General features: G+C 43.0%; 16 protein-coding genes. 8 read left to right on the forward strand and 8 right to left on the reverse strand.

The genetic code is table 11. The features are described 5' to 3' along the window. Nucleotides 1-86: 86 nt before the first annotated feature. Nucleotides 87-1,280 (reverse strand): M24 family metallopeptidase, encoded by a 1,194-nt coding sequence (locus BM130_RS02310; protein ID WP_010526803.1) that lies wholly within the window; start codon nucleotides 1,278-1,280, stop codon nucleotides 87-89. 886 nt (nucleotides 1,281-2,166) lie between these two features. On the opposite strand from BM130_RS02310, the gene BM130_RS02315 reads away from it, so the two are divergent. Continuing rightward, on the forward strand, nucleotides 2,167-2,877 hold the full coding sequence (locus BM130_RS02315; RefSeq protein ID WP_010526802.1) for a type 1 glutamine amidotransferase: 711 nt from the start codon (nucleotides 2,167-2,169) through the stop codon (nucleotides 2,875-2,877). 97 nt (nucleotides 2,878-2,974) lie between these two features. Further along, nucleotides 2,975-3,517, forward strand: a complete 543-nt coding sequence (locus BM130_RS02320) for a macro domain-containing protein (RefSeq protein ID WP_010526801.1) — start codon at nucleotides 2,975-2,977, stop codon at nucleotides 3,515-3,517. On the opposite strand, the gene BM130_RS02325 is transcribed toward BM130_RS02320, so the two are convergent. After that, nucleotides 3,493-5,991 carry a glycoside hydrolase family 9 protein gene (locus tag BM130_RS02325; protein ID WP_010526800.1) on the reverse strand — a complete coding sequence of 833 codons (2,499 nt, stop codon included), beginning with the start codon at nucleotides 5,989-5,991 and terminating at the stop codon, nucleotides 3,493-3,495. The genes BM130_RS02320 and BM130_RS02325 overlap by 25 nt on opposite strands. Before the next feature lie 401 nt (nucleotides 5,992-6,392). Here BM130_RS02325 and BM130_RS02330 point away from each other — a divergent pair, with 401 nt between their 5' ends. From BM130_RS02330 to BM130_RS02340, 3 genes are all read left to right on the forward strand, one after another. Beyond that, nucleotides 6,393-7,331, forward strand: coding sequence for a sensor histidine kinase (locus tag BM130_RS02330; RefSeq protein ID WP_010526799.1), 939 nt, complete (start codon nucleotides 6,393-6,395; stop codon nucleotides 7,329-7,331). 250 nt (nucleotides 7,332-7,581) lie between these two features. After that, nucleotides 7,582-8,214: a response regulator transcription factor gene (locus tag BM130_RS02335; RefSeq protein ID WP_010526798.1), complete on the forward strand. Its 633-nt coding sequence runs from the start codon at nucleotides 7,582-7,584 to the stop codon at nucleotides 8,212-8,214. 226 nt (nucleotides 8,215-8,440) lie between these two features. Next, nucleotides 8,441-9,466, forward strand: a complete 1,026-nt coding sequence (locus BM130_RS02340; RefSeq protein ID WP_010526797.1) for an inorganic phosphate transporter — start codon at nucleotides 8,441-8,443, stop codon at nucleotides 9,464-9,466. Between the two features lie 164 nt (nucleotides 9,467-9,630). On the opposite strand, the gene BM130_RS02345 is transcribed toward BM130_RS02340, so the two are convergent. Continuing rightward, complete coding sequence (locus BM130_RS02345; protein WP_044138473.1) at nucleotides 9,631-10,791, reverse strand: App1 family protein phosphatidate phosphatase; 1,161 nt, start codon at nucleotides 10,789-10,791, stop codon at nucleotides 9,631-9,633. A gap of 93 nt (nucleotides 10,792-10,884) precedes the next feature. Between BM130_RS02345 and BM130_RS02350 the strand changes: the two genes are divergently transcribed. Both BM130_RS02350 and otsB read left to right on the forward strand, forming a co-directional pair. Further along, complete coding sequence (locus BM130_RS02350) at nucleotides 10,885-11,820, forward strand: diacylglycerol/lipid kinase family protein (RefSeq protein WP_010526795.1); 936 nt, start codon at nucleotides 10,885-10,887, stop codon at nucleotides 11,818-11,820. 700 nt (nucleotides 11,821-12,520) lie between these two features. Then, nucleotides 12,521-13,321: a trehalose-phosphatase gene (gene otsB, locus BM130_RS02355; RefSeq protein ID WP_010526794.1), complete on the forward strand. Its 801-nt coding sequence runs from the start codon at nucleotides 12,521-12,523 to the stop codon at nucleotides 13,319-13,321. A 196-nt stretch (nucleotides 13,322-13,517) separates the two neighbouring features. On the opposite strand, the gene menB is transcribed toward otsB, so the two are convergent. The 4 genes from menB to BM130_RS02375 form a co-directional block, all read right to left on the reverse strand. Next, nucleotides 13,518-14,330 carry a 1,4-dihydroxy-2-naphthoyl-CoA synthase gene (gene menB / locus BM130_RS02360; protein WP_010526793.1) on the reverse strand — a complete coding sequence of 271 codons (813 nt, stop codon included), beginning with the start codon at nucleotides 14,328-14,330 and terminating at the stop codon, nucleotides 13,518-13,520. Nucleotides 14,331-14,455: 125 nt separating this feature from the next. Then, the gene (gene menD, locus BM130_RS02365; RefSeq protein ID WP_010526792.1) at nucleotides 14,456-16,144 is read right to left on the reverse strand and encodes a 2-succinyl-5-enolpyruvyl-6-hydroxy-3-cyclohexene-1-carboxylic-acid synthase; all 1,689 of its coding nucleotides are present in this window, start codon (nucleotides 16,142-16,144) and stop codon (nucleotides 14,456-14,458) included. After that, on the reverse strand, nucleotides 16,122-17,282 hold the full coding sequence (locus BM130_RS02370; RefSeq protein ID WP_010526791.1) for a chorismate-binding protein: 1,161 nt from the start codon (nucleotides 17,280-17,282) through the stop codon (nucleotides 16,122-16,124). The genes menD and BM130_RS02370 overlap by 23 nt, the downstream gene beginning before the upstream one ends. A gap of 6 nt (nucleotides 17,283-17,288) precedes the next feature. Next, nucleotides 17,289-18,101 carry an XRE family transcriptional regulator gene (locus BM130_RS02375; protein ID WP_010526790.1) on the reverse strand — a complete coding sequence of 271 codons (813 nt, stop codon included), beginning with the start codon at nucleotides 18,099-18,101 and terminating at the stop codon, nucleotides 17,289-17,291. A 345-nt stretch (nucleotides 18,102-18,446) separates the two neighbouring features. On the opposite strand from BM130_RS02375, the gene BM130_RS02385 reads away from it, so the two are divergent. After that, nucleotides 18,447-19,160, forward strand: coding sequence for a YkgJ family cysteine cluster protein (locus BM130_RS02385; RefSeq protein WP_010526788.1), 714 nt, complete (start codon nucleotides 18,447-18,449; stop codon nucleotides 19,158-19,160). On the opposite strand, the gene BM130_RS02390 is transcribed toward BM130_RS02385, so the two are convergent. After that, nucleotides 19,157-20,683 carry an AbgT family transporter gene (locus tag BM130_RS02390; RefSeq protein ID WP_010526787.1) on the reverse strand — a complete coding sequence of 509 codons (1,527 nt, stop codon included), beginning with the start codon at nucleotides 20,681-20,683 and terminating at the stop codon, nucleotides 19,157-19,159. The genes BM130_RS02385 and BM130_RS02390 overlap by 4 nt on opposite strands. Nucleotides 20,684-20,691: the final 8 nt, after the last annotated feature.

Here is a 20,691-nt window from a genome sequence, read left to right on the forward strand (position 1 = left end):
GCCTAATGGCCTATCAGCCTAATGGCCTATCAGCCTAGTGGCCTATCAGCCTATTGGCCTAATGGCCTAACAACCTAGTGGCCTCCCTACTCCACCAACCTCAATCCGGGGCTGTTACCGGTGATGGATTGTCCGCCGTCGGGGGTAACGACAAAAGTGTTTTCGATGCCGACCATTCCCACGCCGGGGATACCCTTTTTGGGTTCAACGGCAAAGACCATATTTTCGACCAGAGGCTCTCTGAATTTGCGGGCCAGCACCGGCAGCTCGTCGACTGTGAGGCCGATGCCATGTCCCAGGAATTTCACTCGTCGGTTTCCGAAGCCCATGAAGTTTTCGAGGAAGTCGGGGCTCAGCTCGTCCATGATGGTATCATAGATGGTTTCGGGAACATTGCCCGGTTTGAGCATTTGTGCCACACGATTCTGTATCTCCACGCATTGTTGATGAATCCTTATCACCTCATCAGGAAGCGCCTCACCAAACATATAGGTCATGGTTTTGTCGGAATGGTATCCGTTAACGCCAATGGCCATATCCAGGAAAACCAGGTCGCCCCTTTTTAATTTTCGTTCCCTGCTGCCGAGGCTTGGCACGGCGGCATTTAACCCACGGTTTCCGCCCGGTCCGTCGAAGTTGGTGGGATACAACGAACTGTCGCCAAATCCCAGCTGGGCCACAACGATTTCGGTGTCGAGCATTCCAAATCTGGCAGTGCCCTGATGTCCCTCCTTTACCATCAAAGCATACACTTCGGCTGCCAAATCGGCTTCGCTCATCCCCTCTCTAAGGATTTGGGGCACCATCTCTTCCAGTACCCGCCGGTGTATCTCCCCGGCCTGTTTCATATGGTTTAGCTCCCAAAGGCTTTTGACGGCACGCGTGGCTGCCACCTGACCATCCAGAGGACGGTATTCCTCAAAAGGAAAATATTTTCTGAACCTATGGTAAACCGCTAAGGGCACAAATTCGGTCTCCAGATAGACTTTCCCGGGCAGTCGGGAATAAGACGCTGCCGCATCCCGGTAACTGCTCATGGCTCTAATATCGGAAAAGAGAGACTCTTCATGTGTTCGTTCATAGCTTCGTCGAACCCAAAGAATGGCATCCCCATCCCGTTCAATGATTAACATCCCTTCGGGCATTGAGCCGGTGAAATACAATAAATTGATTTTACTGAAGATAACGGCCATCTCCCATTCCGGATTTTGGCGGTTCATCATTTCCCGAAACCGACTCATGCGGTTATTTAATTCCGTTGCCGGTACTTGTTCTGTCATTGCTTTTCTGATTATTTTTTTAATAAAATATAATTGCTTTTTATGGGTTGGGACAAATGGCTACAAAGCTGTCGCCGCGCCGCGGCTGACAATTAGGTCACCGGGTCATTAGGCCGTTAGGCCATTGGGCCACTAGGTCGATAGGCCGATGGGTTGTTAGGCTATTTATATCTATTATATATCCATCTATATCTATTTGTATCTACCTTATATCCACCATATTTCTATTTATATCCACATATATCTTTTATTCTGGCTTCTGGCTTCTGTCGCCCCTCCGGGGCTCAGATTGTATATGGTTGCACTTTTGCTACAAAGCTGCCGCCCCTACGGGGCTCTGACCAATAGGCCAATAGGCCATTGGGCCACTAGGCCGATAGGTTGTTAGGCTATTTATATCTATTATGTATCCATCTATATCTATTTGTATCTACCTTATATCCACCATATTTCTATTTATATCCACATAAATCTTTTAATCTGGCTCCTGGCTTCTGTCGCCCCTCCGGGGCTCAGATTGTATATGGTTGCACTTTTGCTACAAAGCTGCCGCCCCTACGGGGCTGGCAATAAAGGCCGATAGGTTGTTAGGCTATTTTTTTAGCATACAATTTATATCTATTATATATCCACCTATATCTATTTGTATCTACTTTATATCCACCATATTTCTACTAATATCTTTTAATCTGACTTCTGGCCTCTAGCTTCTAACTTCAGGCCTCTAGCTTCTAGCTTCTGGCCTCTGGTTTCTAAAACCAGGCATCAAAAATAGCAATCTTTGCCAACTTATATTCACGGCATAAATTATCCAACCCTAAATCGATGCACTGCATTGGATAAATTTTCATATTTTTGAGACCAACCCCTAAAAAAACAAACACCCATGAACATAAGAATACATTGTTTTCAACACGCCCCCTTCGAAGATATGGGGTGTATAAAAGACTGGATAAAAAAAGAGGGTTTTCCGTTAAATTATACGCGTTTTTATGAAGATTGGAAAATACCCTCCATCGATTCGTATGACTGGCTCATCATCATGGGCGGCCCCATGAGTGTGAATGATGAAACACACTATCCGTGGCTGGCAGAAGAGAAAAAAGCCATAAAAGAAGCCATCGACCGGGGGAAAACAGTGCTTGGTATATGTCTGGGGTCACAACTCATCGCTGCCACTCTTGGTGCCAAAGTGACCAAAAACCCCGAACCGGAAATTGGATGGTTCGACGTGACACTCACCGACCAGGGAAAACAAAACCCTCTGTTTAAGAATATTGAAAACACCTTCAAAATATTTCAGTGGCACGGCGACACCTTTGAGATACCGGCAGGGGCACTTCACCTGGCCACCTCACCCGTCTGTAAAAATCAGGCTTTTGTTTTTGGCGACAGAGTATTAGGCCTTCAGTTTCACCTTGAGGTGACCAATGAAAGCCTGAATTTAATGCTCCGCGATGCCGATGATGAGCTTATTGATGCACCATTTATTCAAAAAAAGGAAGAGATGCTGAAAAATGCTCACTATATTGAATCAACCAACCAATTAATGTATAAAATTCTGGACCGGTTAAAAGAACTACAACCGCCAAAATGATAGCTTTTTGTTTCCCTGTTAACATTTTGAGTGTTATCTTTGAGTATCCAACCAAACTGTCAGGGTTTATTCCAACAATCAGATAATCTCAATAAAAATGGAAACAACCATATCAGACATCACCATAGAATTGGTTCAGGGCAATATTGCCTCGCAACCCGATATGATGGCCATTGTAAATGCCGCCAATGCCCAACTGAGAATGGGTGGCGGCGTGGCCGGTGCCATACATCGTGCTGCCGGCCCCGGCCTTGAGGAAGAGTGCCGCCCCCTGGCGCCCATAAAGCCCGGCGAAGCAGTTATTACGGGTGGCCACAACCTTCCTAACCCATATGTAATACATTGTTTAGGTCCTGTATACGGTCACGACAAACCGGAAGCACAGCTTTTGGCCAATTGTTATCGTAATGCCCTGCGATTGGCCGAAAAAAATAACATTCATTCCATTGCATTTCCTGCCATATCCACCGGTATCTTTGGCTATCCCCTGCGCGATGCCACCCGAGTAGTAGTTGACACCCTAAAAGAGGCAGCCCCCACTTTGAACAAAGTTAAAATCATCCGGTTTGTACTCTATAGCCCTACCGACTTTGAGGTTTATAAAGAGCTGCTCTTCTATAGTTCTTCCACGAGGGATTGAATAGCATTAGCCAGATAAATAAATGAGCCGGCAACCGTAATCACGTATTCGTTTTCGCCCCATAAGAATGGCCAGTCTTCCTTATTTTCCGGATAGTCAGGTTTCAACATCAAGACCCCTGGTACAATCCCACCGGCGATAAATGAAAAATCGGCCCTGTTCATTCCATAGGCAACTTTCTTGGAATGAAGCCCCACACCTGAAACAAACGAAATATTGGATCCGGGATGACATCCCAAAATATAGTTGAAAGCTCGGAAAACAGACTCTTTATCCATGACATCGGGAAATGCCCGATAAAGCATATAGTTGGCAATTCCATTTTCTATAACAGTTCCGTTACCTGCCCATCCCCCTTCGGTAATAGGCACTCCAAAAGGATTAAGATGTTTAAGGCTGTCAACCGTTTCGGCATATTGACGAGCCCGTTCCTTCACCTGATTGACAAAATCCTCATCCATATAAGGCAAAGCAGGAAAAAGTGAGGTAATTAAATACCCAAACTGTTGACTGATATCCGGCCACAACTCTCTTATTCTCCCTGCATATTTTTCCTCCCCGGTTGTGATCAGCAGTTCTGAAGTGGCTCTTACTTCTTCCAGTAGCAGAGGACCGCCCGTGGTATTGCCAACATAAAAAATATCAGGTTCCTTACCCTGTTCGTCATTCCACACCCTAATAGCTGTTTCCAGACATTCCTTTGCCAATTCGGGATTAATCTCTTTCAAGGCGCGGGATGCCGCAGCCAGCGCCGAGGCAGAACCATAGTTAAGAGGTGTTGACTTACTGGTAAAAGCCCACCTGTCGTCAAAGGTACCACTATAAGGATATCTTATTTCCAAAGAGTCGAGAGAAGGGTCGTAGATCAGATTATCGGTCATGGTTAATGCATCACCCAAATGAGTGTACTGAGATATATAAGGAACGATTATTCCCGGAATGGCATGTCCCACAGCACGATGTTGCGCTATCAAGGCCAAGGCACCATGTTCAATCTGCTGAAGGATGTCGTTTTTCCCGTCGGGATGATGTAGATCCACAAATCGATTTTCCTGATCCACCAAGGTCTCATCGCGGAATAGATCAAAATCCTCCCAGGCATGGACCAGGCGCAAAACCGTATGATATTGCGATTGCGTACGGATATCATAATCTCCTGCATCATACCATCCACCAATATTCAATCCGGGAATATGCTCACCGGGACGATAGGGCGAGTCGGTGGTCGGACCTTGCGCATAAAGATCGAAATGCTCATGATTGACAGGTGCCTGCAGAGCATCATCCAAATGTGAGGCCCCATGCCAAACCCTATATGCTTCATTAACCATCACATGGTCCATTTGCACAGGCATATAAATATCAAGGGTTGGATGCCACACTCCTTCATAAACATCTTTATCTACCCGAATTACCCGGCTTTGCAGGTCACCATATTTTACCACATAGAGACCGGGCTCTGACACATCCGAGAAATCAAAAATACCGTATTGATACCGCTTGTATTGCCCCCACATTTTCACCGGACCTTCGAAAATAGTCTTTCGATTTCCGTGCTCATCAATTTTCAACAGAGCAGCCCGGGAAAGACCTTTATCTCTTCGATCCAATTCGATGACGGCCTGTTTTTTCTGCGATGGATGATACCCTACCTGTGAAAAACTGATTACGGGTTCACGCAACCAACCCTCAACAATCGATACCTTAAGCCGCCACTCAATAACTTTACCTTGCTTACCTGCGGGAATCAAACTCCGCAACACAAACCAACCGTTCTGAGCTTTGTTTCGACCGTCAAAAAGCAGCAATTCCTGCTCCGACTCAACGGTTATTCTATGAAAATCATCCTCCGGCGCCAATACAATTCGGTGTCCGACAGCCAAAGGCATAGGAATGGTATTTCCTGCCTTATCAACGGATGTTGGTCCCGATGGATAGAGTGGGAAAATACCGGTTTTTTCATCCATAAGATAAGTCTTTTCGAAATAGGCGGCAGGAAGAAACTCAAGATTAAATCCGGCCTTTCCTTCCAGCTCGCGAGGCAGAGGCTCATCCAAATGGACGCTGATCAGCAAAAAATCACCCTGCGGTTGAGTATGTATTCTATAGTTAAATTCAGGATATTCCAGCCAGGCATCAACAATATTATTTACACTGTCCACCTCTTTCTTTATAAACTTTGGAATTGGATCCCACTGCTCAGGGGTATGGTTGAGCCGAACATCTCCGTTGGTTACCGTTCGCTGTCCATGATGAATAACCTCAATGCCACTCATCTTGGAATCACTGAAATATCCATTATACCAATTGGAAAACACCAGAACATTGACTCCTTCTGTCTCATAATAAGCAGATTCATTCAACATCAGGGTTTCACCATCTTTCTTCTCAGAAAAATTACACCCTGTCATAAATCCCACAATTATTATGGTGCTCCAGCATAAAAAAGCACCCCAGAATTTGTTCGTTTTCATATGAATATTAAATAAAGTTATGAACCCTAGATAAAATCGAAGTAAGAGGTAAGAATTTTCAAAAAATCTTATACATGTCTTACTGTAGCTAATGGCACCACTTATTCAAAAGACTAAAATATCTACATATTACTTACATACGGATGAACCTAACGATTCATTAACAACTATACCAACTTTGACCACCAAAAATATCCATTTTTCAATGGACTTAGGGCATTTAAAAGGTGGATATTTCTGTTAAAATGGTAGAAACATTTGCAAAGAATAACCTACCGATACCTTTTTCAAAAGCAAACTTGTAGGTCAGTCTCCATTTTCATCAATATTTTCGTTCAGACTCACCTTCATATTATTTTTAAATATTTTTCCATAATATTGCAATACCAGGAGGCAATACTATGATCATTCAAATAGCGCTCATCACATCAGTCATTCTTCAGTTTGGTGCCTTTTTCAATACATTAACTCTGATTCGCCGGACCAAGTTCAATGTGTCGTGGATTACCATATCCATTGCCTTTTTTCTGATGGCGGTACGACGCATTAGCGAATTGGCCGTATTTATTGATAATGAAGAGCTATCCGCCGTCGACCATTTCAATAGCTGGATGGCGGTGTTCATTTCACTATTAATGTTTATTGCTTCGTTTTACATCCGAAGAATATTTAAGCTACAATCAAAAATAGACCGGATGCGCAAAGAAAATGAAGCCAAAGTGTTATCAGCCATTATCGAAACCGAAGAAAAAGAACGCAGGCACTTTTCGCGAGAGTTGCACGACGGCCTAGGGCCGATTTTGTCCTCTATAAAGATGGCCTTTTCGGCAATAGACAAATCACTGGCTTCCCCGCGTAACAAAACCATTATTGAAAAGACAGAGGTAGCCATCGATACCGCCATCGACACCGTACGTGAGATTTCCAACAACCTGAGTCCCCACCTGTTGGAAAAATTTGGCCTAAAAAAAGCCATTCAAACCTTTTACCACAACATTCCACAGCCGGAAAAACCATCGTTTAAACTATCCACCACCCCCGACGCGCTCCATATCCCCTATAATATTGAAATCATTCTTTACCGAATATTAACAGAATTGATTAACAACACCCTGAAACATGCCCGGGCAAAAAAGATTGAGGTCTCTATTTTTTCCTCCTCAAAAGAGTTGGAATTACATTATTCCGACGACGGTAAGGGGTTTGATACTTCATCTCAAAAACGTAACGGAACAGGTATTGCCAACATATATTCCCGCATTAAATCGATAGACGGGAAAGTGGACTTGCATTCAAAAATAAATGAAGGTTTCTTTTTGAAAATTAATATTCCGTATTAGATTGATGAGATTGAGGGGATTGGTGAGATTGAGGGGATTGAGGGGATTGAAAGGTGTGATTTAGGCTTATAGGCGATTCGAAGCAGAATTACAAATCCTGGAAATATTGCGTTGTGGAATGCAAATCACAGCAACGAGGTGAACTATAAACCAATTACTAGTAACTAAAAACTGATGACTAACGACCAATGACTTACAACTATTTTTAAGAACCTACAGTTAGTTCAAAGAAATAAGTAAATTTATACGAATGAGAATCTACATAGTTGACGACCATCGGTTATTTAGAGAAGGACTTAAATTTCTGCTGGCGGAAGTAGAATTGATTGAGGAAATAGCAGAAGCCGATAATGGGGAAGAATTTCTGAAAAATGCACAAACCTTCGGACCAGACATAGTTCTGATGGATATTGAAATGCCGGGGATGAACGGCATTCAAACCACCCGGAAATATCTTTCAGGGGCTCCGGAAGGTAAGGTAATAGCCCTCTCGATGTACGGCGACGAAAACTACTACACCCGGATGATTGATGCCGGGGCCAAAGGCTTTCTGCTTAAAAATTCCAAATTCGAGGATGTTCAAAAAGCCATCACTGAAGTAGCCAATGGCAACAACTATTTTTCGCCCGAAATACTGAATGGCATTATTCGTAGCCTGAACCACAAAAACAACGGTACTAAAAACAGCGACCTCACAGCCCGCGAAATCGAAGTGCTTTACCTTATCTGCAAAGGTCTTTCCAATCAGGAAATTGCCGATACGCTGAACCTCAGTAAACGAACGGTAGATAAACACCGGGAAAACATCCTGTTTAAAACCCAATCGGCCAATACGGCACAAATGGTAGTTTATGCCATTAAAAACAAAATCTTTGAAGTTTAGCCATACTGCGCACTTCTTTCAAAAATTCTTCCCACAAATACGTAAAAAAACGTATCCACAAAATAGGTTAAAATACGCTTTCACAAAACGGTACAATCTCTCATCTTTGCTTCCATAATCTTAAAACATGCATTCCGGCTCTATGCGGTTGGTCGAAATCCAATGCTCTCTATCAGGAAATCATTTTTCGGCCAATATTGCATTTGATTTATAAAAAGCATACAATATGTTAATTCCATTTTTAATACCGTTTGTTATAGCCCTCTTTTTAGCCATCAATATGGGTGGCAGTGGCACGGCCCCGGCCTTTTCTGCGGCCTATGGTGCCAACATCATCAAAAAGGCAGCGGTGCCGGGACTCTTTGGCATTATGGTTTTTCTGGGTGCCATCATAGGTGGTAAGGAAACGGCGAAGACAGTAGGGAAAGGTTTATTGGATGAACAGTACATGACCTTTACGGTAGTATCGGTCATCCTGGGCTCGGTGGCGTTGGCACTGCTCATTGCCAACCTTTTCGGCATACCACAATCCACCAGTCAGGCAACCGTCATGGCGGTAGTAGCTCCTGCCATCTATTTCGATGCCATTAATACCCGCAAACTACTTCTCGAGATTGTCCCCACATGGTTTATCATGCCTGTGATAGCCTTTTTCCTCTCTCTTTTTATTGGGAAATACATCTATAAACCCATCCGGAAAAAGGGATATACCATATCCAAACAACTCAATGAAAATTACCTGCTGAAAGGATTAATCATATTGATGTCGATGTATGTGGCCTTTTCGATAGGCACCAATAACGTAGCCAATGCAGCAGGGCCCATAGCGGCAATGTCGTGTAACGAGTTAAATGTCACCAGCACCCATTTTCTGCATGTGCTCATTTTGGCCACCCTGATAGTTGCCCCCAGCTTTGGGATAGGCAGTTCCATCTTTGGCAAGAAGATATTACAAAATACAGGGAAAGAGATAGTTTTATTTGGTCGTATTGAAGCCGTAATTATCGCCTTTATCTCTGCCACACTATTGCTCCTGGCATCGGTACTGAAAGGTATTCCCACCTCACTGGTGCAATTGAATGTTGCTTCAATAATAGGTATAGGGGTTGCCAAACTGGGATTTAAAAATATTTTCCGGAAGACCGAAGTCAATAAGTTTTTTATCATGTGGGTTATAGCACCAATTATTGCTTTTGTAATTTCTTATCTCTTCATATGGTTGGCCGACTTCTGGGATGTGGTTTATTTATAGAAATTAGTGGATTAGTGGTTAGTGGTCAGTTATTAGTGGTTAGTAATAAGTGGTTGGCGGATAGATAAAGAAGTCAGATACATTAAAAACTTCCATGTGATTCTACCTTATTTCTGCTTATATCCGTCTATTTCAATGACATACCTCTTACCTGCTTAATTTCTCTATTCAGGTGAAAATAACCCGGAAGTTTGATGGTCTTTACGAAGTTGTCGGCTAATAACCGGGATTGAAGCTTCATCAATAAAACCACTACTTATGGCATGGCGCACCGCTTCTTCGGTATTGTCTATTAACAGAACCGGTACGTTTTTTTCTTTCATGGCAAGGGCGGTCCGACGCGTAGAGGAAATATTTCCGGTCTTTCCAACACAACGGATATAAACGGCTTTAACACGATTGGGGAATTCGTTAATAATCCGCCAATAAATATCCGGGTCTTGTTGTCCGCTATCGCCAATTAATATGAAATCGAGCCGGGGAAAGAAAGAAAACAGAAAACGTATTTTTTCCAACTTATGGTCGTGGTTGCCTCTACTCCACTTCCAGAATTTAAAAATATTATGCTTTCTCTCTCTCAAAAGCAAAGGTCCTGAAGGTATGGAACGATATTCCATAAAGTCGGTCAGCAAATCATAAATGTTCCATTCACTGGACGAGACATAAAACATGGGGTTTGGAAAATGTTCCTCCCCTTTACCCTTATATAATGCCCTATAAAAGGCAGAAACCCCTTCAAAAGGTATGCGGGTGCGGGCATTCTTAAACAACATCAGCCTCAATTTCTTTAGTATTTGGGTGGAATGAGACACCATAACCGTATCATCTATATCAGAAATAACGCCGTACGAATGATTGCCCGATACTACCATCACGCGTCCCTCGGCAATTATAGAGCTTTGAGTTTCTACTACTTTGTCTAACAGTTCAAAAGAGGCTTTTTCGAAATAAACGCCATCCGGCAGAGGATGCTCCAACTTAAGCCGGCAGTGAAACAGCCCCAGGTCATTGGATTCTACCACATCCATCAGGTCTCTGAACTTTATTTTAATCCTTACTCCACCAATTTCGTCACTTACATATCGTTTAAACATGGCCAACATATTGGCCCGGGGTTTATGGCCGGCCTCGGGCTTTTCGAGGCCTTTATCCTCCATCACGTTACCGACAATAAAAACCTCCCGGCCATTGCTAAAACCCGTAAAAGGTTCTATGACCGGAATGCCCAACCACCCCAATCGTTTTTTTATGCGTAACCGTATCTGATGAAAAGGTGTTCCTGGCTTGCGTAACCTTTTTATAAAGGTTTTGGTATTAAAAAGCATTTCCAAACTTGTTTTTTTTACTATCTTTAAGAAAGTTATATCGATATTATATTCAAATATAATCATTCCGGGACAGAAGATAATTCAAAAATTATGCAGGCCAAACAAAGAAGAAAGGTATTATTTGTTATCAATCCTGTTTCGGGCAGTAATACCAAAACGGATATTCGGGAACAGATAGTTCGCCTCTGCAAAAAAAAGGATATGCAACCTTTCTTTATAGCCACCACGGGCGAAAACGATTGCCAACAAATTGAGAAAGCCCTGGATGAATGCCATCCCGAAATACTGGTTGCGGTGGGTGGTGATGGAACGGTTAATTTAGCCGCCCAGGTGTTGAACGGAAGAACCGACATAAAACTGGGCATCATACCTACCGGTTCGGCCAATGGAATGGCTTTTGAACTTAACATTCCCACCAGCCTGGAAAATGCAATGAATATCATTGCCCGAAACGTATCCAAACCTATTGACCTGTTAAAGATTAATAATCAGCACCTGGCGGTTCATTTAAGTGACATAGGACTAAACGCCAGAATCATAAAACGTTTTGACGAGGAAAAAATCCGAGGTTTTTACGGTTATGCCAAACAGTTTTTCAAAGAGCTGAAGGCGCCGGCACCCTTTCGATGTACCATTAAGGTAAAAAAACGAACCCGAATGTACAGAGCCGTCATGGTGGTTATGCTTAACACCCATTTTTATGGAACCGGTGCCATTATAAATCCCAAAGGACGAATGGATGACGGTAAATTTGAAATTGTGATTATAAAACCTTACCCATGGTATTATATATTTAGTATGTTTTTCGCTTTCTTTACGGGAAATATTCATAAACTAAGACATGTTAAAATCAAATCATACAAACGCGCACAAATAATTCTTAATCCTCCTCAGGACCTTCAGATTGACGGTGAACCATTGGGTGAAGTGAGCCAAATTGAAATTGAAATTATACCATCTGCCATAGAGGTTATTTACAACGACCAGGAAGACCATTTATTCTTTAGCCCGGCAGAAAAGAAATAAAGGCTGAACAGGCAATTAGGTTATCAGGTCAGGAGGCTGATTAGAGGTCAGAGGCCAGAAGACAGAAGCTAGAAGCCAGAGGCCAGAAAAAATATATATGTGGATATAAATAGAAATAATGTAGATACAAATAGATTTAGGTAGAAATAAGATGGATATAAATTGTAATTCAAAATCAGCCTAACATTCTATTGCCTACCGACCTAACAGCCTAATGGCCTAACAACCTATCGGCCTTTATTGCCAGCCCCGAAGGGGCGGCAGCTTTGTAGCAAATGTGCAACCATATTCAACCTGAGCCCCGGAGGGGCGGTAGAACGGTAACCCAGAGGCAAATACCCTCCCTCACCCCCCAACCCCCTGAAGGGGGTGCACCGGCCCGCAGAGGACGTAAACCAGACGCCAGAGGCTGGAAGCCAGAAGCTAAATGTTAGAAAGAAGTATAAATAAAATGGATAAATAGAAATAGGTTGTTTGTATGGATTAATCGGATTACGGACCTCTGTTTTTCGCTTCCAATTAAGTCGGAAGGAACCGTAATAAGACCATATATGAGGAAAAGAAACCAGTCATCCTAAAACTACGTATTTCTATTTATTTCAACATATTTCCCTAAATTTCCTTTCTAACTTCTGATTATCTGAACCAAAAGTTAGATACCAGGAACCTGAAGCTATTGATAATAAACAAAATAATAAGAATGACAACAAAGAATCCAAAACCCATATTCTCAGAAGATTCAGACTTTTTTTCAATAACCGCACAAAAAAAACCGGTCTTTTTTTTCGACTATGACGGCACCTTGACACCCATCGTGAGCAAGCCGGAACTGGCATTGTTAAGTCAGGAAATGAAAGAGCTGCTAAATCAACTCTCTCAAAAATTTACCGTAGCCATCGTTACCGGCCGGGACCTGGCTGACATCAAAAAGCTGGTGGAACTCGAGCATCTCATCTATTCCGGAAGTCACGGATTTCAGATATCCGGTCCCGAAGGACTAAATCTGGAACATGAAAAAGGAATCGCCCTCCTACCCCAACTCGACAGAATAGAAAAAGAACTGATAGAGATTCAGAAAAAGTACCCCGGAACGCAGGTCGACCGAAAACGGTATGCCGTAGGCCTCCATTACAGGAATGCCAAAGAAGGTGACATTGAAAATATTCTGTTGGACTTTGAGGATGTATTAAAAAAACATCCTGCCTTTAAAAAAGGGACGGGCAAGAAAATTGTGGAAGTAAAACCCAATATTGACTGGCACAAAGGGAAAGCGGTATTATGGATATTGGAAAAACTGGGACTGAAAGAAAATACATCGGTAATCCCCATCTATATTGGTGACGACGATACCGATGAAGATGCTTTCGAGGCTTTGGAAAAAAACGGTGACGGTATCGGCATTATGGTCAGCCATAACGGAAATCCCACCCATGCCTCCTATTCGCTCCAAAACGTGGAAGAGGTAAAACAACTGCTCAAAAAAATAATGACTCTGTATTAACATCGAGGCTTTCGACCTGCAAATAATATTCAGAATCATTGGATGTACGCATGATTTCGACACAGTCAACTGCAGGCAGGCGACTCAATGGGTCAATAGCCATAAATTGATTCTACAAAAGAGGCCGGTGAAAATGCATCTCCAAAGTAAATTCACAGTTCACCGGCCTTTTAAGTATCGTCAGAAGAATCAATCATCAAGGAAATTTAGGGAACTGCTTGAAGTCGGGGTCCCGTTTTTCGAGGAACGCTTTACGTCCTTCCTGAGCTTCTTCCATAAGATAGAACATCAGGGTAGCGTCACCAGCCATCTCCATAATACCGGCCTGACCGTCCAGTTCGGCATTGAGGCCACGCTTAATCATCCGTAAAGCCATGGGACTGCGTTGTAACATTATTCTGCACCATTCCATGGTTTCTTCTTCAAGCTTATCGTGGGGAACCACCTTATTGACAAGACCCATTTTCTCGGCTTCTTCTGCTGAATACTGTTTACACAAGAACCATATTTCGCGAGCCTTTTTTTGTCCCACATGTCGAGCCAAATAAGAGGAACCGAACCCTGCATCAAAGCTACCCACCTTGGGGCCGGTTTGTCCGAAAATAGCCTTTTCACTGGCAATGGTCAGGTCACAAACAACGTGCAACACATGGCCCCCGCCGATAGCGTAACCGTTAACCATAGCCACAACCGGTTTGGGTAACGAACGAATACGTTTGTGCAGGTCAAGAACATTCAGACGGGGAACCCCATCTTCGTCCACATATCCGCCGTAACCTTTAACATTCTGGTCGCCACCGGAACAGAAAGCTTTATCTCCTTCGCCCGTGAGAATAACCACACCAATATCCTGACGCTCGCGGCAGATATCAAAAGCTTCAATCATCTCCTTTACTGTTTTGGGACGAAAAGCATTGTATACACGCGGGCGGTTAATGGTTACTTTTGCGACGCCTTCACAAAATTCAAATTTGATGTCTTCATATTCTTTTATGGTAGTCCAGGACATATTATATATTTTTAGATTGTTAGATACAAGATTCTTAGATGTAAGACTTTTGGGTTAAGCAAAAATCGTGAATTTTATGCGATATATTTACAGAAAAAATTAATCCATCCGCGCTTTCGCATTCATCAATCACTTCTTAAATAGTTAAAATAACCCCTCAATATTTCTCCGTTGCGTGGTCCGGGTGTAAAGATTTCAAGCAAAGCTGGTGCACCTTTATCTTCCCAAAAATCGGATAAAACATTCATTAGTTCATCTGCATTGGTAGCAGTGAAATATAGTAAACCAAAGGTTTCGGCAATGCCTTTGCATCTGTAATCGCCTTTAGCTTCAAAAAAAGGCTCCAATTCTTTTGTTTCGGACGGACCGGGAATATATCTGAAAATACCTCCCCCACCGTTATTGATAACAATAACTCTAAAGGTAGCCGGAAGATATCGATGCCACAAACCATTGGAATCATACAAAAATGACAAATCACCAACAATAAGCGTTACGGGACGGTCGCCGGCAAAAGCGGCACCGGCAGCAGTACTGACACACCCGTCAATTCCGCTGGTACCCCTGTTGCCCTCAAAAATATGTTTTTGCTTCCATTCAAAAAGTTGAGCATATCGCACCGGCGTACTATTGCCCAGATGAATTTCCACTCCATCCGGAATGCTTTGCGATAGCATCTCGAAAACCTTAAAATCGCTCCAACCAACTTGCGCACAAAATTCTCGGTGTTTTTCAGTAGTAACAAGTCGGGCCTTCTCCCAAAAATTCATATAACCGAAAGGAAAAGGTTTCAATTTTTCCGATACAGCCTTAAGCGTAGGCAAAGCATCACCCCGTATCTGTCGGGTAAGACATTGGTAAGTATCAACAATAATATCCTGATTGGAAAAATGCCAATGTGCGCCCGGATGACAAGAACGTATTAACTGTTTAATTCTTTTAGATAATACCGGTACATCCAGGGTAATCAATAGGTCAGGACAAAAAGTTCCGACATTGGAAGAAAAGTATTCCAAAAGTCGGTCGGTATTCTCAAAAACTTTCTCACCACTCAGGTTGGATAATGTTTCTGTTACCACCACAACACCTTTCTCTGCCAGCAAAGCAACCACCTCATTCAAAAGTGATTCACCACGTGTGGCACCCACCAAAAACAATATTTTTTGATATTGAGATATTTCAGAGTTTAGCTCCTCCACCAGGCTATAGTCGACAGGATTATCGTTTCGGACCGGCATAACACGTGGCGAAACAGTACTTTCCGTTTTTACAGTATCATACAAAGGTTCCCTAAACGGAACATTGATATGTACCGGTCCTGACACCGGGCCCAGTGCATGTCGAAAAGCTTCATTCAACAAACGGTTGGTTAGTTGCACTTCGGCAGGCGACAGTTTGCCAACGGGCAATTGACACTGATAACGAATAAAATTATTAAAGATATTATTCTGCCGGATGGTTTGCCCATCGGCCTGGTCAATAAGTTCCGGTGGTCGGTCGGCAGTAATGGCTATTAGCGGTACTTGTTGATAATAAGCCTCGGCTAAAGCAGGTCCATAATTGAGCACGGCAGTACCACTGGTACATATTAATGCCACCGGCGTATTGGTTTTGCGGGCAAGCCCTAAGGCAAAGTACGCCGCCGAACGCTCATCCACAATGGTGAGACAATGAAATTTACCACTGGCAGGAAACGATAAAATTAGTGGTGCATTGCGTGAACCGGGCGAAATTACCACATACTTTACACCCTGCTCATAACAATGACTTATGATATATGATACAATAGATTTATCGGAGGTTGTACAACTCATTTCTAATGTTTTGTTTTACGGAATTGATTACCGACCAAAGCGTTTGTGCTTTTAACCGGGTTTCTTCCCATTCGGATTCTTCACCCGATTCACGGGTAAGACCGCCACCGAGATACAACACCGCTTTCCCGTTCACCAGTTCCATGCACCGTATGTTAACAAAAAACTGAAAGGCAGAGTGTTGTACCGGTCCCAAAAAGCCACTATAAAACGCACGGTCAAAAGTCTCGGCACGTCCAATCACCTCTAATGCCGCCTCTTTAGGATAGCCGCCAACGGCCGGGGTAGGATGCAGTACCTCCAGAAACGGACCAACATTATTTGAAATATGTTGAGACCGAAAATGATAATGTGTTCTCAGATGTACCACCTGTCCGGCGGATATGGGCCTCGGACCATCTTTGGTAAATTGTGAAACACCAAAATCTTTCAGTTTTTCCTCGATAAACTGAGCCACAAAACCTTGTTCTTCCAATTCTTTTGAATTCCAGTCATCATCACAGCGTTCACCCGAACGGGTAGCCGCCAAAGCCACAGTATTAAAATTGTAATCATCTTTATGCAGGAAGATTTCGGGACTGGCCCCCATCCAGCGGCCCAATAAGGGATGCACAAAAAAATAAACGAAGGCTTTGGGATATAGTTGACACAAAGTTTCAAATACATGCGGAAGCATGTCTGCCGACACTTTGGGCACCTCCATCTGTCGGGCCAGAACGACTTTATCTGCCTCACCGCTTTTCAGTGCCTGGTGGGCTATGGTAAATGATTGTGAATAAGCTTTTCTTGCGCCCACCATTTCTAAAAGAGAACCTTCACTCTCGGCAAGGTCAACCTTTTTCCCGGAAAGCGAAATGCTCTTTATGTTTCCTATCGGCCTTAGAATAAAAGCACCATTGCTCAAATGAAACGGTGCCACCAAAAAAGCCTCGCTATATGTATTGGGAGTGAAACGTGTAAGGTCTATACGTTCTACTTCACCCACGTCAAATCCTCGAACCACTGACTCATCCGGCAGGCGATAAACCACAAAAGGTCGGTCATTATTCAGCAGGGCGGTTAACCATTCCCTAATATTGTTTGTATTGTCGCTATTTTCCAATTGATGCATTTTCGAGAGAAACGCAAAGATAGCCAAAAAGGTTTATTTTTCATTTTCGCCTAAAAGATGATTCTTTAATTCACCCACATCCTTTTGAATAACATTAATGGAACGCACCAAATGTTCCATCTCCACTTTGCCGGCAGGTAGTTCCGGACTGATATAATGTACGAAACGCCAAATCTCCCGAACCTCCTCAACAGAAAGATTGTATGGTTTATAAAGAGGATTTAAGCTGATACATTTCAGCGTTCCATCCACAGAAATATTGTTTTCCACAATCTTAAAAGAAATTCCTTCATCCCTGGTAACAATAATACATGCTTCGCCCGATTTTATGGTGTACCAGTCAAGAACGAATTCGCCAGTCACCCAGGCACCTTCAGGAATAGGAAGCATAGAGTCACCACTGATTTGGAAGGTTCGGTATTTTTTCTCACGGTCCAAAAAGGGTAACCGGAAAACAGGCAGAGAACGAATATATTCAGGGTCAGCAAAGCCGGTGAGATAACCCGCCTTGGCTTTTTCCGGAACCAATTCAATATTTTCCTCATTATCGGTTCCCACAGTAGAGGTTAAAACCCTCAAACGTGAGCCTCGAACATAAACGTCATTCCCGGCCTCCAACTCTTTTAATTGAAAGTCGGTAAGTTTAGATAAATCAACCCTTACCAGAGTATCCATAGAAAGACCAAAGAAGTCGGATATTTTGGTCAACACCTCCAGCGGAGGACCGGAAACTTTATTTTCGTAATTGTTCAGTGTAGGTCGTTTAATACCCAGGGCTTCGGCCAAATCCTGCTGCGTCAGCTTCTTCCGCTTTCGCAGTAATTTCAAATTAGTTGCAAAATACATGTTTAGTTATTAATCTTATTTGGGATTAACTTATAAGCAAAAATATAAGAATTCAATGTTTTTTGCAAACTTTTTAATTTAGAGGTAAAAAATGGTTGAATAATGCCTCATCTACCTTCTGCCTGTGCACTTCTGCCTATATCTTTTTACATTGTTGTAACCAACCAACCCCATGAGGCCCATTTTTATACAATTTTTTGTACCGACATAATTGCTCCTTCTCATAATATATTTATATTTAGGCAAATCATGCCTTACCCTTATTTTAAGTTGGTAGCTAATTCGTGATTATCAATTAAGAATAATAATTGTTAACCACCACTTTTTCTTAATTAATCAGGAATCATGAAAACTTCGGAAGCCAAAAACTTTGAACCCATTTTTTATGCCGATGGACTTCAATTAGGGCAAGCCCACCCCGTAAAAAAAGATTTATCCAATCTAAAAGTTGGTCTTAGAAAGTTATATTACAACATCGATTTACTAACAGATGCTTTTTCACAACGATGTCAAAATGAGAAAAAGCCGGTGCATTGTCGTATAGGCTGTCACTGGTGCTGTCATCAGGCGGTATTTGCCGCAACACATGAAATGATTGTATTAGTGGACTATTTAAAAAAAGTTTATTCACAAGAAAAAGTTGAAGAAATAAAAGAAAAGGCACGCGAAAAAGAAAGGCAATTAAGTAAACTAAGCCCTTCAGAGATACACCGGGCCAACCATCCCTGCCCGCTACTTCATAAGGGACGATGCATGGTTTACCCTGTCAGACCAACCGCTTGCCGCATATATCTATCCTCCAGCAAAGAAAGTTGTATGGCCAAATATAACGGGGAGCCGGGAGCCCTTCCCGCCGTTTTTGACTTTCCGCTAAAAGCGGGCCGTCAGCTCAACGAAGGTTTCGCTACAGCCTTGCGTCAGGAAGAGCTCAGCGTTGATGAGCACAGAATCGAACATATTTTGCTGAAACTACTGGAATCACCCCAAAAAACTACCGATTGGTTAAATGGTCAAACCATTCATGACCGTTTTCCATTCGAAGAGGTTCCCGACAGCTAATTGGGCAACACATATTCCAATCCGGCACCGGGACCTAACGGGATGTCCAATAATAACCAAATAACCAACAACAAACTCCAACCAATTAGAAAAACAATGGTATAGGGTATCATGGTTGCAATGACGGTTCCCAAGCCGGCATCTTTGTCGTATTTATTAAAATAGGCAATAATCAAGGCGAAAAAGCTCATCATGGGTGAAATAAGGTTGGTAACGGAATCCCCTATCCGATAAACGGCTTGAGACAATTCGGGGGAATACCCCATCAGCATAAACATCGGTACAAACACCGGCGCCATAATGGCCCACTTAGCCGAGGCACTACCCATAAGCATATTTATGGACGCAGATAATAAAACGAAAAGCAACATAAGTGGTATCAAACCCAGGTTGGCAGACATCAGGGCATCGGCACCCTCAACCGCGATAATGATACCCAGGTTGCTCCATTTAAAATAGGCAACAAACTGAGCAGCAAAAAACACCAACACTAAATAGGTTGTCAGGGTTTGCATACTTTGAGCCATGCTTTTGGCTACATCCGAATCGTTACGAAATTTGCCCAACACTGCGCCATAGACAATTCCCATGGTTCCGGCCATCAAAAACAAAAAGGCGATAATTCCCCGAATAACAGGGGATGTGAGAATTCCGCCGTCCCTTCCACGCAAAACACCATTTTCGGGTATCAACCCAACTAAGATAAGTATCACCCAAAAGGCCAGCACAACCAAACTCCAACGCAGACCTTTTTTCTCAATGGGTGACAAATGCTCCAGTTTTTCATCCATTGCCGGACCGGTATAGTTACCGAAGCGGGGTGCTACAATACGTTCGGTAACCCAGGTGCCTAAACCGGCAATCAAAAACGTAGAGACAATCATAAAATAATAGTTGGCAGTAGGATTAACTTCGTAGGAAGGGTCGATGATATGTGCCGCTTCTTGCGAAAGACCTGCCAATAAAGGGTCTACCGTCCCCAATATAAGGTTAGCACTAAAACCTCCTGACACCCCGGCAAAAGCAGCAGCCATACCAACTATGGGATGCCGCCCCACCGACTGAAAAATTATTCCGCCCAAAGGAATTAGCAATACATAACCTATATCACTGGCAAAATTGGATAGTATTCCTGAGAAGACCAGAACAAAAGTTAATAACCGCTTAGGCGAAGACAACACCAGCAACCGAATAAAAGCTGAAATTAATCCACTCGACTCGGCAATGCCTATCCCCAACATAGCAACCATTACTATCCCCAACGGTGCAAAACCGGTATAGTTTTCCACCATTCCGTCCAATATCATTTCCAGCCCTTCTTTGCTCAGCAGATTAACAACGTTTATGGTTTCACCGGTCCCCGGATGTTGTACAGACCACCCTAAAGCAGAGCCAATTGCAGAAAATATTAAAACTATTACAGCAAAAAGCCCAAAGAGAGTGGCCGGATGGGGTAAGGCATTGCCTCCCCTTTCCAACAGGTTCAAAAATCGGTCAAAAAAACTTTTTTTCTTATTCTTCATCCGTATAA

Origin of the sequence: Thermophagus xiamenensis (assembly GCF_900112795.1) — a bacterium.
Taxonomy (GTDB): Bacteria; Bacteroidota; Bacteroidia; order Bacteroidales; family Marinilabiliaceae; genus Thermophagus; species Thermophagus xiamenensis.